The organism is Paenibacillus sp. FSL H8-0079 (assembly GCF_037991315.1).
Lineage (GTDB): Bacteria > Bacillota > Bacilli > Paenibacillales > Paenibacillaceae > Paenibacillus.
The window spans coordinates 5,253,664-5,268,263 of the sequence record NZ_CP150300.1 but is presented as its reverse complement, the minus strand read 5'-3'; the positions used below and the strand labels follow the sequence as shown (position 1 = coordinate 5,268,263).

At 49.7% G+C, this 14,600-nt stretch carries 8 protein-coding genes; all 8 read left to right on the top strand.

Annotation, left to right across the window (positions count from 1 at the left end; genetic code table 11):
• Positions 1-125 precede the first annotated feature (125 nt).
• The 8 genes from MHI06_RS23555 to MHI06_RS23520 all read left to right on the top strand — a co-directional run bounded on the left by MHI06_RS23555 (position 126) and on the right by MHI06_RS23520 (position 14,529).
• Positions 126-2,531 (top strand): AraC family transcriptional regulator, encoded by a 2,406-nt coding sequence (locus MHI06_RS23555; protein WP_340399279.1) that lies wholly within the window; start codon positions 126-128, stop codon positions 2,529-2,531.
• A gap of 333 nt (positions 2,532-2,864) precedes the next feature.
• Positions 2,865-3,794, top strand: a complete 930-nt coding sequence (locus MHI06_RS23550) for a sugar ABC transporter permease (RefSeq protein ID WP_340402177.1) — start codon at positions 2,865-2,867, stop codon at positions 3,792-3,794.
• A 12-nt stretch (positions 3,795-3,806) separates the two neighbouring features.
• The gene (locus MHI06_RS23545; RefSeq protein WP_169480489.1) at positions 3,807-4,694 is read left to right on the top strand and encodes a carbohydrate ABC transporter permease; all 888 of its coding nucleotides are present in this window, start codon (positions 3,807-3,809) and stop codon (positions 4,692-4,694) included.
• An 18-nt stretch (positions 4,695-4,712) separates the two neighbouring features.
• The gene (locus MHI06_RS23540) at positions 4,713-6,218 is read left to right on the top strand and encodes an extracellular solute-binding protein (protein ID WP_340399278.1); all 1,506 of its coding nucleotides are present in this window, start codon (positions 4,713-4,715) and stop codon (positions 6,216-6,218) included.
• Positions 6,219-6,457: 239 nt separating this feature from the next.
• Entirely contained in the window at positions 6,458-9,811 is a 3,354-nt protein-coding gene (locus MHI06_RS23535) for a glycosyl hydrolase (protein WP_340399277.1), read from the top strand.
• A gap of 12 nt (positions 9,812-9,823) precedes the next feature.
• A complete protein-coding gene (locus MHI06_RS23530; RefSeq protein ID WP_340399276.1) occupies positions 9,824-11,440 on the top strand; it encodes a glycoside hydrolase 43 family protein in 1,617 nt (538 codons plus the stop codon).
• Positions 11,441-11,472: 32 nt separating this feature from the next.
• Positions 11,473-12,294 carry a polysaccharide deacetylase family protein gene (locus MHI06_RS23525; protein WP_340399275.1) on the top strand — a complete coding sequence of 274 codons (822 nt, stop codon included), beginning with the start codon at positions 11,473-11,475 and terminating at the stop codon, positions 12,292-12,294.
• 57 nt (positions 12,295-12,351) lie between these two features.
• On the top strand, positions 12,352-14,529 hold the full coding sequence (locus tag MHI06_RS23520) for a glycoside hydrolase family 88 protein (protein WP_340399274.1): 2,178 nt from the start codon (positions 12,352-12,354) through the stop codon (positions 14,527-14,529).
• Positions 14,530-14,600 lie beyond the last annotated feature (71 nt).

The window sequence follows — 14,600 nt, the reverse complement described above, 5'->3', positions numbered from 1 at the left end:
ATCGTTTCATTCACCTGTAGATTGTGCGTATAATACAAGAAAAGGATTTCATCCATATATTCTCAGGGGAGTTGAGGAAGTTTCCATGACAGTCAGACCCGAGGCAAGCAGGCAGGTGAGCAGCGATGGAACCGATTAGGAGCAATCGAATATTTGGCAGATTTAAGCGGTTATCCGATTTAAAGGCAGGAAGACATAAAGGACGATTTTATCGAAACAGCCTCATGCTGATTTTACTCATTGCCAGCATCCCCGGGTTAATCACAGGTATCGTTATGTATCAACAGGTGGTTGGTCGGATGGAGTCCGAGTTCAATCAGATGCATCAGAACCAGATCGAGAACCGGGCACGCAATGTGGATGACCAGCTGGCTTATCTGGAGATGAACTTATCTCATTGGGCTTTTGAACCGAGGTTTGGCAATGCATTACGTACACTGGATTTTGTATATTATTTCAATGAAACGCAGGAGATTGTCACTACATTATATGTATTGCAAGGTTCCCACCCGCTGATCAAGTCAGCACAGCTGTATTTGCAGGAACCGAAGCCGATCTTGTTTAATCGGGATTATAACGAGTTGAAAGATGATGCCAAAGTACAAGCGTATGATCGTTATCTCTCCATGGGCAACCACGTGTACTGGACAGACTGGGTTTCCAACATCAACAGAGATACCAAACCTTCGACCAACGACAGTCTACTGCATACGGATGCAGGCAATGCACTGGTTCTTGTACATAAGATTCCGGGGGAGAGCATTAATCCATTTGGTGCACTAATTATTACGTTGGATAACGAGAAAGTCGCCAGTTTGTTGAAAACGCTTACTCCATACGACGAAGGGTTAACGTTCCTCATGGATCAGGAAGGAAACACACTGGTTACCGGTAATCCGGGAACGGCGGGAGAGAACTCTGCTTTTGAGCAGCAGCTAAAAGAAGAAGTGGCCCTGCATGCGGACAACCGTTCATTCCTGTTCCGATATGAGGATCAGACCTATTCCGTCTCGTACGGCTCATTGAGTCGAATTGATTCGGACTGGACCTATGTTTCTGCTGCACCTTTGACATCAGTCACTTCGCCAGTCAAGCTGGTATCCAAAATCATCGTCATTGCCAGTGCAGGCAGTCTCATCCTGGGATTATTGTTATCCTGGTTTGCTTCACGCCGTATATATTCGCCTGTAGCCCGGATGCTGCATCTGCTTACGCCTGGCCGAAACGAAACAACACCAACCGATGCAAAGCTGGACGAGTTTGAGTTGCTGGAGCAACAGTGGAACGAACTGACCTCCCGCAGTGTAACGGCACATCGCCAGTTGCAAGAGCAGCTTCCCCATCTGCGCGACAGTTTTGTCTTACAACTTGTGCAGGGGCATCTGTACGCCTATAACGAGCATGATCTTCAGCAGCGGATGCGTAATCTTGGCTTTGAACTGGAGGGCCAGCAGTTTTTGCTGGTGCAGATGTATTTTACGGGATATGACCAGCTGCAAGGCAGATTCGGAAGCCAAGACACAGGACTGGTTACTTTTGCAGCAGTGAATATCACTCAGGAAGTCGCCAAAAATGTTTTCAGGCAGATCAGTGTCATGAACTTTCACGACCTGTCCTCAGCCATGCTTGTGATCGCTCCTCAGGACGAACCTGTGAAGTCACAAGCGCTGTTATGGGGGCAGGAACTGGTGGAGGTCATTGGACGAACGCTCAAAATGAAGGTGACTTTGATGGTCAGTCGCCCAGCAGCTTCACTTCAGGAACTGCCCGGACGATTCGTCGAGTTGGAACAGGCCGTGGCTTATCGCAGTGTGGAGGAAGGAAGTCAGATTCTCGATCTGGAGGATGAGGCGTGTTTCCGCAGAAACGAAGCAGCTTCCTATCCATTGGGGCTGGAACGTGAGTTACTACAGGCGGTCAGGCTAGGCAAACAAGCCGAAGCTGAACGTGTGCTGGAGCAATTCATGAGTGAGATTACGCGGACCGGGAGTACCGAATTCCAAGTTCAGCAGATGATGCTTCAATTGCTCGGCAGTATTCAGCACATGATGCTGCAAACAGGGGTCACACCTTATAAGCTGTTTGGTGGTAGCAACATGTATGAGCGATTATCCGGTATTCGTGAACCTGTGCAGATGAAGCAGTGGATGATGAATGAGGTATTCATGCCTTATATACAAGAGGTTGAGGTACGATCGCAGGAACCGCTGAAACTGGTGGTGGAACGAACGATGTTGTATATCGATACACATTACCGCAGCGACATTTCGCTGGAAAACTGTGCTGACGAGGAGCAAATGACACCTTATGCACTGAGCAAGGCTTTCAAACAGGTTTCGGGCATCAATTTTATTGATTATTTGACACGTGTGAGAATGGATGCGGCGAAGCAATTGCTACGTGAGACAACGATGAAAATTAATGATGTTGCGGCAGCTGTGGGATATCAGCACAGTTATTTTAATCGGATCTTCAAGAAACAGGAGGGAGTTACGCCGAGTCAATATCGCGATCAATGGTTTGCACAATAACCGTTCATATCTTTTTCATTTCAGACCGGCATTCAGCTTTAGCGGATGTCGGTTTTTTCTTTTTTTTACCGTGATACAAAGAAGGATAAACCCGCAAAAATGTGCAATTCTACCTGCTACCTTATGATCAAAAACATGTGAAAATGGCGTTATAGCGGGCTTTTCGGCCAATGTGCCGGAGTGATGCAAAAAATGAAGGTTGCCGGAAACAAGGTGGCTGTATAGTCTGAATAACAGATATATTGATAACGCTTACATTGTTGAGGAAGGGGAGACATGATGAACGGGAAGACGGACTGGAATACCAACGGCACTGCAACTGCTCAAGCGGATATGGGAACAAGACCATTAAAACAGGAGTCCAATTGGAAAAGGCAGATCAAACGAAACAAATGGTTATATGTGCTTGTGCTTCCCGGCTTTCTGTACTTTGTCATCTTTAAATACTTGCCCATGTGGGGGATCATCATTGCCTTTCAGGACTACCAGCCATTCTTGGGCATCCGGGAGAGCAACTGGGTGGGGCTAGAGAACTTTACGAACTTCTTCTCCAATCCGGACTTCTACCGACTATTACGCAATACGCTGGTTCTGGCCCTGTATGATCTTATCTTCTTTTTCCCGGCACCGATCATTATCGCCTTATTATTAAATGAAATTCGGGTCGTTTTTTTCAAAAGAACGATTCAAACGCTGGTCTATGTACCCCATTTTGTATCCATGGTAATTATCGCGAGTATCACGTACGTATTCCTGACCCCGCAAGGCGGCGTGTTATACGACCTGATCGCCTGGATTACAGGCAAGCCTATTGATGTGCTCTCCAGTCCGGGTTCGTTTCGTCCGCTCATTATTGTGCAGATGATGTGGAAGGAGATGGGATGGGGCACAATTATCTTCCTGGCGGCCCTCGCAGGTGTGGACACGGAGCAGTATGAAGCTTCGATTGTAGATGGCGCAGGACGATTACGACGAATGTGGCATATCACGCTTCCAGCCATTCGTACGACTATAGTCATTTTGCTCATTCTCAGATTGGGGAACTTTCTGGATACGGGATTTGAGCAGATCTACCTGATGACCAACTCCCTCAACCGGGATGTCGCGGACGTATTTGATACGTATGTGTACACGGTGGGGATCACGCAAGGTGCATTCAGTTACAGTACCGCTGTTGGACTATTCAAGTCTGTGGTGGGGATCATTCTGGTGCTCGGCAGTAATAAACTTGCGAAAAAATTCGGTCATCCCGGAATTTATTAAGGAGGAGCGCCCATGAACAGCCGTCTATACAACAGCCCTGCCGGCAAGGTATTTGATATCTTCAATTACGTCATGCTGGGGATTCTGGGCATATTAACCGTCCTCCCTTTCCTGTATATTATAGGGAATTCTTTCGCAACGGAAGCCGAGATCACTGAACGCAGTTTTTTCCTTATTCCGAAGGTGTTTTCCTTCAGCGCGTATGAGTATATCTTTTCATCGTCCACGATCTTTCGCAGCATTGGTGTTTCCATCTTCATTACGGTGGCAGGTACACTGGTCAATCTGTTCTTCACACTAACGATGGCCTATCCACTATCCAGAAGTGACTTCTGGGGCCGTAATGTCATGATGAATATGGTGATCTTCTCGATGTTATTCGGCGGTGGTATGATCCCAACGTATCTCGTCATTCGTGGACTGGGACTGCTTGATTCCTACTGGGCCCTTATGCTTCCTGGCGCGATCAGCGCTTTTAACTTAATTGTTGTCAAAAACTTTTTTCAGCAAATGCCGCCCGGGCTGGAGGAAGCGGCCCGCATCGACGGCTGTTCGGATCTAGGCGTGCTGTGGCGAATCGTTCTGCCTTTATCGAAGCCGGTGATTGCCACGTTTGCGTTATTCTACGCTGTGGGACATTGGAATAACTTTTTCTCAGCACTGCTGTACATTTCCGACAGTGACAAATGGCCGCTACAAGTCATGTTGAGACAGATCGTATTACTCTCGCAAGCCAGTGTCGGAGATATGGCGAACATGGACCCCAATTTTGTACAGCCACCAGATCAGTCGATCAAAATGGCGGTGATCGTTGTAGGTACCATTCCGATTTTGTTGGTGTATCCGTTTTTGCAGAAGCATTTTGCCAAAGGTGTCATGTTAGGTTCAATCAAAGGCTAAAGCCAAGGGGGAGAACGTATGGGACAAAAAACGGGATTCAAAAAAGGTGCACTGCTACTCTCTGCGTCACTGGTACTTAGTACGATTCTGGGGGCATGCTCCACCGACAAAGAAAGTTCAGGAACCGCTACGGGTGGCATCGATCAGATTACAATCATGCTGCCGAACTTTGAAGCGGAGAATCCGCCGGAGAACAGCCCGGTCATCCAGAAGCTTGAAGAACTGACCAAGGTGGATGTGAACCTGCAGTGGGTGCCGAGCAGCTCGTATGAAGACAAATTCAACATTACACTGGCCTCGGGAAAGCTGCCTCAGATTATGGTGGTGTTAGGGAAGTCCCCAAGTTTCATCAATGCGGCCCGAACCGGAGCATTCTGGGAGCTTGGTCCTTATCTGAAAGATTATCCGAATCTGAGTCAAATGAATGAAATCATCACCAACAATGCGTCAATCGATGGCAAAACCTATGGGATCTACCGGGCACGCGCCCTAGGACGCAATGGGGTCACGATCCGCAAAGATTGGCTGGAGAATCTGGGGCTGGAAGAGCCGAAGACGATTGATGAATTTTACAATGTATTGAAAGCGTTCACGAAGGATGATCCGGACGGTAACGGCAAGGATGATACGTACGGTCTGGTTGCCAGCAAATTCACGGGCCCATGGGATAACATGCAGGTATGGTTCGGTGCACCCAACAAATGGGGAGATGATGGCAGCGGAGGTCTGATTCCGGCGCATGAGACACCAGAATACATGGAAGCCCTGAAATTTTTCCGTCAAATCTATAGTGAGGGTCTGGTAAACAAGGATTTTGCCGTGATGGATGCGACCAAACTGCCTGATCCATTTGTAAACGGTCAAGCCGGTGTCATGGTGGATGTAGCAGATAATGCGCAGCGCATGGATCAGAAAATACTGGATAAAGACCCCAATGCGACAGGACGCGTAGATGTGCTGCAAGCGATGGAAGGTCCAAAGGGATTGCGTGATATGCCAACGTCCGGCTACTCCGGCCTGATTGCGATCTCCAAAAGCAGTGTCAAAACGGAAGAAGACCTGAAGAAGGTGCTGAGCTTCCTCGATCAGCTGAATGAACCGGAATTGCAGGCATTGTTGTACAACGGACTGGAAGGCAAGCAATACGAGAAGAAAGAAGACTACATCTTACCGAGCACTGAAAAGCTTGCACTCCGCGACTTGCAAGGCTTAAATCAGATTTTGATGTTTGTTCCGGAAGACAGAACGCTTCGCGTTCAACAGACACCTGTCCGTGAAAAGGTTACACAGGTGCAGAAAGCCAACGAAGAGATTGTCATCGCCAATCCTGGCGAACCGCTGATCTCGGATGTTTACGCTCAGAAAGGACCGCAGCTGGACAATATCATTAACGATGCACGGATCAAATATATCGTAGGTCAGATTGATGAGAAAGGATTCGAAGATGCTGTTGCTCTATGGAAGAACAACGGCGGAGACGATTATGTCAAAGAAGTTAATGAACTGTACGCTGCACTGAAGTAGTCGTATAAGCCAGAGCCCGGCAGCCGTGCTTTCAGTGTAGCGGAAACAGCCGGGCTTTTCTTATCGCTGTAATGGCTTGATTCGCGAACCAAATTTCATCCAACTTTCTGGAAAATACGACTTCCTGAATATGGTTTTTGATGTATAATCAAAACAAAACAAACCTATTTGAACTGAAATGAACGTTATTGGTAAAGCTGGACACCACACACTCTTGAACAGGCAGGGAGGAAGGCAACATGTGGAACGGGGATGCATTTGAAAATCCCGAGGCGCAGTACCGGGTTCATCCCTTTTGGTTCTGGAATGGGGATATGGAAGAAGAACAGATTAAGCGGCAAGTGGCTGAGATGGCGGCGCAAGGTGTAGGTGGATTCTTCATCTGTCCACGTCAGGGACTGCAGATTCCCTATCTGTCGGAAGCGTGGTTTGATAAGGTGCGGATTGCAGTGGAAGCGGCGGCTGCTCACAGCATGCAGGTATGGTTATATGATGAATATCCATATCCAAGCGGGATGGCTGGTGGGGAAGTGACCCTTGATTTTCCTGAAGCGAAGCAGCGTCAGCTCGTGCATCATCAGTTGGTGGTTCAGGGCGGAGAAGCTGTGGATCTGGAGTTGCCATGGGGACGCGTCTTGGTTGCCAAGGCGATTCCCAAGGATGAACAGGGCAAACGTCTGTGGCATGAGTCCATCGATCTGCGCAGCAAAATTGGCAATATCCAGACGGATCAGGTCTATCAGGAGACCGGACTCACATCGTATAACCGCAAGCGGTTCTTCACCTACCGAACAGCGTTCCGCTTGTTATGGGATGTTCCCGCGGGTGATTGGGAGTTGATGATATTTCAGGAAAAAGAGATCGACGATTTCAAATATTACGGTAACTTTGTTGACCCTTGCCATAAGGAAGCGATGAGCCGATTTATTGAACTGACACATGAGCGTTATAAGTCAGCGGTTGGAGATCAATTTGAAAGCGTGATCAAAGGCATGTTCTCGGATGAGATCGCACCGCTGGGCCGTATCCCTTGGTCCCCACAGCTTCCCCGTTATTTCAGTGAGCGTTGTGGTTATAGTCTGATCGATTCGCTACCGGCCCTGCTATATGGTGATGTTCCGGACGCGCATCGGATTCGGTATGACTATTACCAGTCACTTCACCTGCTTCTCCGGGAGTCCTATCACAAACAGGTGCATGACTGGTGTGAGGAAGCAGGAATCCAGTACGCGGCTGAGGTGCCTGGCGTACGGATGACCACCCAGTTGTTCAGCCATATGCCAGGTGGTGATTCGGCACATGAGAAAATTGGACGGTCCTTATCGTGGATTCTGGAACGCTACGGCCAAAAGATGCGTGACAATCCCAAGATGGTCAGTTCGCTTGCCCGGCAATTGGGCCGAAGCCGCAATCTGATTGAATGTTTTCACAGTGTAGGCTGGTCCATGACGCTGCAGGATGCCAAGTGGATGATTGATCGCATGGCTACCATGGGCACCAATTTCTATAACTTTCACGCCTTTTTCTATACGATTGGTGGGCTTGCCAAGCATGATGCACCGCCGTCTCAATTTTTGCAGAATCCCTACTGGAAGCATTTCCGGCAGTTGGGGGATTACACCGGACGCTTGAGCTATCTCATGAGCACCGGAGTAGCAGACATTCGAATTGCTGTGCTTGACCCAACGACGACATTCTGGAGTCTGATGGGTAATCCGCTGCATGGATTCGAGTATAGCGGCGAGGACGAATTAGAACGCGCGCAACTGGAGCGCCTGACGAAGGACTGGATGCGGATTACTACCCATCTGCTCGAAAACAGACGGGACTATGACCACCTTGATCCAGAATTGTTGGCTGACGCTGACTTAACGGATGGCATCATTCAGATCGGCGTGGCCCGTTATGACGTACTGATTCTCCCACCGATGCTGAATCTGGAGGCCGCGGCCTGGGAACAGGTGAAGCGATTTGTTCGGCAGGGAGGAACTGTCATCTCTGTTGGGATGCCTCCGCATATTGAGATTCAGCCGGGAAGTCCGGAGGGAGATGAATCTGCCCAGTTCTTTGGTGCGGGCGAGCAGCCGCAAGAGGTGTACTGGGGCCGTAGCGTGACAAAAGATCACGATAACCGTGAAACCATGTGGCATCAGGGTGAGGGGAATGCCTATTTTCTACTCGCAGGAACAGGGCAAGGAGATGACTTTTCGCTGGAGCTGATCTCCCTCCTGCTCGATCAGGTATTGCCCGAACCCATCTGCTGGATTATGGAGGAGGAAAGTGCCTCTTTGCTGATGCAAACCCGTCAATTGTCGGCTGGAGAGCACATGGTTTTCTTGACCAATCAGGAGGGTCAGGAATTGAAGGGGCAATTGAAGCTGGTCGCCAGACAGCTGTGGGATGGAACGGAGCTGACAGAGGGTGATTGTATTGTGGCAGAACGACTTGATCTGGAGACAGGGCGGCTTCAGACATTGCCGTATACGAGCAGCGGCGGGGAATGGTGTATTTCACTAACACTGGCGCCTTATGAAGCACATGCTGTGCGCCTTACTTTACATGCTGCGACGGAAGATACATTAACAACGAAGGCGGATGGAGCAGACAAAACGGGTTCGACGTTCGGAGCGGATGGTTCGGCAGGGGCGAATCAAGCCTGTAAGATCAGAGTTTCTTCGGATGGGCCATGGCGACTGGAAACGGTGCAGTCTAACATTTTGCGAATGGGACAATTCCATCTTCAGGCTTCCAATGCTAACGGAATAATTCTGGAAAGCCAGCATGTAGCTGTGAAACCGTTTATTGATCAGGCGGCAGAATTATCGGAACAGTATCCTCTGCCAGTCCAGTTTAATCAGGTATTTGGCACACCGAAAAAATCATCTATTGCTTACCCGATCGAGTGTCGATATACGACCACATTTGAACTGAGAACGGCTTTGCCTGCATGCCTGTTATTTATGGACAGAACGGCGATCTCGGGCAGTTGGTCCATGGAGATTAATGGGCATCCACTTGGAAAAGAACAATTCGATCCAATCGAAATAACCGACCACAATAACATCGCTTGTAATATTACGGAGCTGCTGCATAGCGGTCTCAACGAAATGACGGTGATTGTGCAGGTGACGAAAGATGAGGATGGCATCGTTGATCCCTTGTATCTACAAGGAAGATTCGGCGTGGAGTTCCATCATGAAGGCATGGCTTCGCTCGTACGGGAACCGGACACGGCCCTTCGCATCGGACCTGAACCGCAGCCGCTGTATCCCCATTTTGGCGGGGAAATGAGTTATAAACGCACGTTCTGGCTGGATGAGTCAGGGGAAGATGTTGCCTCATTTGAACTGGAATTTAGCGATTGGCGGGTGCAGGATGTGACGGAAGTGCGTGTGAACGGACATAGTCTTGGTGTGCGATGCTGGTCTCCGTATCGCTGGAAGGGAGAAGCCTCCTGGCTTCGTTCAGGGGATAACGACATTGAAGTTCGTGTTACCAACACGTTGATTGGCCTGCTGGAAGGCACCTATTTTGATTCGGAACATCATCGATTACAGGACGCAGGTCACGTACTTGCGGAAGAATTTAGATGAAGGAGTGAACGTATGAGCACAACCCAATCAGAACAACAAAGACTGGACCCAGTCTGGGTCGCGGATCAGGGAGACGGTACATACCGCAATCCGATTCTGCATGCGGATTATTCGGACCCGGATGTGATTCGTGTAGGAGATGACTTCTATATGACGGCCTCCAGTTTCTCGCATACACCGGGCCTACCTATTTTACATTCGAAGGACCTGGTGAACTGGCGGCTTGTCCGATATGCCATAGAACGGCTGGATCTGCCAGGATACGGTGTACCTCTTCATGGCAAAGGCGTATGGGCACCCAGCATTCGGTATCACGATGGAAAGTACTGGATCTTCTTCAGCACACCGGATGAGGGCATCTTTATGACCACGGCGGATCACCCTGAAGGCGACTGGTCGCCGTTACATCTGGTTCATGAAGTGAAGGGCTGGATTGACCCTTGTCCTTTATGGGATGAGGATGGGCAAGCCTATCTGGTACATGCTTTTGCCCATAGTCGCAGTGGAATCAAGAGCAAAATCCAGGTGTGCCGGATGGCTGCGGATGGGAGCAAGCTTCTGGACGAAGGTATGATCGTCTTTGATGGAACCGAACATCATCCGACCATTGAAGGGCCTAAGTTCTACAAGCGCGAGGGGTATTATTATATCTTTGCTCCTGCTGGAGGCGTGAAGCCGGGGTGGCAGACGGTTTTGCGCTCCCAACAGGTATTTGGGCCCTATGAGGATCGAATTGTCATGCATCAGGGAGCCTCACCGGTCAATGGACCTCATCAGGGAGGATACGTGGAGCTGGAATCAGGGCAGTCCTGGTTTATTCATTTTCAGGATCGGGATGCCTATGGGCGCATTGTTCATCTTCAGCCGATGACGTGGACGGAAGACGGCTGGCCTGTCATTGGAATAGACCGTGAAGGTCATGGAACGGGTGAACCTGTGGATGTGCACATCAAACCGGATGTAGGAGCCGCCTATCCGATCACTGTGCCTGATGTATCCGATGATTTTCAGGCTGATCATCTGGGACTGCAATGGCAATGGCAGGCGAACTCCCGTCCCGAGTGGGCTGATGCAGGTACGGAAGGAGGACTGGTATTACCTGCTCATCCATACCCGGAGGGCATTCAGTCTTTGTTTGGCACACCTCATCTTCTCTTGCAAAAGCTGCCCGCATCTGAATTTGAAGCCACGACCAAGCTCACGTTCCTGCCTGGACAGGAAGGGGATCAGTCAGGTCTCATCATGTTTGGTGATTCGTATGCAAGCCTGTGTCTGTTACAGACAGAAGACGGCACCATTCGGTTATCGTTGATTCGCGGAACCAAACGTGCAGATAGCCATCTGCATGCAGATGAATGGGAGGAAACGGGATTAGACTGGGAGGGCCAGGGTTCGCAGGTAACCGGCTGGACTATTCATCTTCGGCTCACCCTGAGAGAACCTGCCTTATGCCAGTTTAGTTGGAGTGAGGACGGAGTGGAGTTTCAGCCGATCGGTACACCGTTTAACGCCACAACAGCCCTCTGGGTTGGTGCGAAAATGGGTATCTTTGCTGTAAACACACGGTTCGCGAATCGTGGTGGTCAGGGTGTTTTTCGTTATTTTAACGTGAAGGAAATTCGGGATTAGGGAGCAAGAGCAGAAGCTGGAGGAGGAGCAAGATGGGACATCGTATTCAGTTTGATCGTTATCCAGGTGGTGTGATGAAAGCGTTGACGCTCAGTTATGACGATGGAGTGGTACATGATCGCAGACTGGTGGAAATCTGTAATCGGTATGGCCTGCGGGGAACATTTAATCTGAACTCCGGTACCCTGGGTAATCCAGGCCGCATTGAGGCGGGGGAAGTCGCTGAACTGTATGCGGGGCATGAAGTGGCCGTTCACACGGTTACTCACCCTACGCTGCCTTATGTTCCGAACGAACTCCTGACCGAAGAGATTATGGAGGACCGAAAAGCATTGGAGCAGCTTGTCGGTTATCCAGTACGAGGCATGGCCTATCCCAATGGAGGGTACGACCGTGCGTTAAGTACGAAGCTGGAGTGGCTTGGCATCGATTATGCTCGTACCGTTGAATCACATGGCAGATACACGTTGCCAGACCGTCCCCTTGAATGGCATCCGACCTGTCATCATAACCATGATTTGGCGGCGCATGCCGAACGTTTTATCCAACATTCCAAAACAGGTACGCCATTATTACTCTACGTCTGGGGTCACAGTTATGAGTTCAATGACAACGACAACTGGGAGATCATCGAACAGTTCGGTGAGCAGATTGGCGGCAGGAACGACATCTGGTACGCGACGAACATCGAAGTGATTGCCTACTGGAAAGCCGTACAACGACTGGAGTGTTCGGCCGATCGATCCATCATCCATAATCCGTCTGCCATCCCGGTTTGGTTCACTGCGGATCAGCAGGTTGTTGAAGTGCAGGGTGGAGAAACATTGCGGCTAAGCGAACGAATCAAGGTATAAGGAAGGGAGCTGACGATCATTCGTTATTTTCATGAGAACGAGGCGATTGCAGGCAAGGTGTACGATTCAATTCCGGATATATTGACAACGGTGGCTCAGCGTTATATTGGTGATCATCCGAAACATTCATTTTTGTTCAGAGCCTATCATCAGGGAGGTTTTCGCAGGCTAGGGGATTATCGCTACGACCTGAATCTGAATGAGAAATGCGTAGAGGCGCGTGCTGGGCAGTACGTGTATGTATGGGGCAAGTTATGGAGCGAGCATAATGCAACGTTAAATACGGGCCTGAACTGTTATAGTCCGGTGACAATCTATGTGAACGGTGAAGAGGTGTTCAAGTCTGAGTTGTTGCAGGAATTATTTCCCGAGCGAAGAACCCAGATTCCGATTTCCGTGAACTATGGCTGGAATGATGTGTTGCTATGTTTTGTCAAAACAGAAGTGGGATTCGGCGGTATCTACGGAACAGCCTCGTTCAAAAATTTCCCGCTGCACTTCCTCACGCCTGGGGCAGATCGTCAGGGACAGGAGGGCTGGTTATATTCGGAACCCGTCGATGAACCTGTATTAGCTCTTCCTCGTGACGGCATGACAGAAGAAGAAACAGGTCTTACCTGGTATCCGCGCAAGGCGTGGACAGATGAGGAGCAGAGCGTGGGTTCTTTTGCCCGCATCTTCGGCACGGAACAATCAGCTGTGGCCTACGCATGGTCCAGATTGGATGTAACCTTGCCAGGAACATCACCAGTTATTTTAAAAGGTCGTCATGATGGAGCTTTGACCCTGTATGTGGGTGGCACGGAAGTATACTCTGCTGGAAGTAGCGGTAACTTCCGCGTTGAACTCCCGCGCCGCTACGGTTCTTCGGATCTCGTCGCTAAAGGTGTAATCCAGGAAGCTGGTGACTCGTGGGGATTCACGTTGGAAGATGCAGAGCGTTCGGGTTCCACAGGCTGGAGACTGAAACCGCCTCATCCGGTTACGGGATGCTCTGACCCCTGGCTGTACACAGGTGTGTTTGCTCCCGGTTCTGAATCATCCCACACGGACATCGTGCGAACAGACACCGTATTTGATGATGGCGCCCAAGGTGTATATTGGCGGGTAGATCTTCCCGATACGCATGTTCGTCCCTATCTGGAGAATACACATTACGGCAAGTGGAATTATCCGCTCGGTGTCACCCTGCTTGGACTTCTCCAAACGGGACAAGAATTGGGACGTGATGATTACATTCAGTATGTGCGACAACATATTGAACTGAGCACTTCATTTGATCGCTACGGTCTGTGGGATCGTGAAGGGTACGGTGCGGCAGGGATTAATAATCAACTGTCTGCCATAGACAGTCTGGATGATTGCGGTTCGTTTGGATCTACACTGCTCGCTGCGATGGAGTTGGGCGATATTCGTGGGGGAAGAGACACCGCGGATCGGATTGCGGGCTACATTACGGATGAGCAGGAGCGTCTGGAGGATGGTGCCTTTTATCGGGTGCGCGGCAGTGGGGAGATGCGTCAGGAGACGATGTGGTGTGATGACTTATACATGAGTACACCTTTTCTGATGCGTTACGGTCAGTTAACAGGCGATGGGATGTATTGGGATGATGCGGTTAATCAGTTCCTAATGTTCCGTAAATACCTCTATCTTCCCGAACAGCAGATCATGTCCCATGTGTATGATTTTGTGCGAGGTCGTGCGACAGGTATTCCGTGGGGACGCGGGAACGGCTGGGTGCTATTCTCATTAACCGAACTGTTATCCATCCTGCCACATGATCATGTTAAACGGCCGGAACTGCTAACTTTCTACCGTGATTTAAGTCAGGGTTATCTGGCGCTGCAAGGGGAAAATGGACTTTGGCATCAGGTGCTGAATCGCCCGGATTCGTATGAAGAGACTTCCTGTACATCAATGTTTATCTACGCTTATGCCCGTGGTATTCGGAAAGGCTGGCTGGAACAGCCTGAGCCTTATCTGGAGGCCGTACGCAAAGGATGGGAAGGCATAACGCGCTTGTCGATTGACTATAAAGGCAATATATACGGGGTATGCCGGGGCTCCGGGTACTCGTTTACCGCTTTGTATTATCGCGATGATCTGGGATGGAATCTGAATGATACCCATGGAATCGGCATTGTGCTGTTGGCTGGCATTGAGGCACATAAAATGAACCAGCAGCTACGCGAGGTGTCTATCGATTCTTCGGTTACAGCCGCGCAGCGCTGATGTTTGACGCAACGGATGTATGTGGATAGCCTCTATAAGTAGGTAAACAGCTAAAGAAAGCGGCAATGCCC

Excerpts from the sequence above, each read along its gene's own strand:
- MHI06_RS23555 (WP_340399279.1), top strand. The coding sequence starts at position 126 with ATGGAACCGATTAGGAGCAATCGAATATTTGGCAGATTTAAGCGGTTA.
- MHI06_RS23545 (WP_169480489.1), top strand. The coding sequence starts at position 3,807 with ATGAACAGCCGTCTATACAACAGCCCTGCCGGCAAGGTATTTGATATC.
- MHI06_RS23525 (WP_340399275.1), top strand. The coding sequence starts at position 11,473 with ATGGGACATCGTATTCAGTTTGATCGTTATCCAGGTGGTGTGATGAAA.
- MHI06_RS23535 (WP_340399277.1), top strand. The coding sequence starts at position 6,458 with ATGTGGAACGGGGATGCATTTGAAAATCCCGAGGCGCAGTACCGGGTT.
- MHI06_RS23550 (WP_340402177.1), top strand. The coding sequence starts at position 2,865 with ATGGGAACAAGACCATTAAAACAGGAGTCCAATTGGAAAAGGCAGATC.
- MHI06_RS23540 (WP_340399278.1), top strand. The coding sequence starts at position 4,713 with ATGGGACAAAAAACGGGATTCAAAAAAGGTGCACTGCTACTCTCTGCG.
- MHI06_RS23530 (WP_340399276.1), top strand. The coding sequence starts at position 9,824 with ATGAGCACAACCCAATCAGAACAACAAAGACTGGACCCAGTCTGGGTC.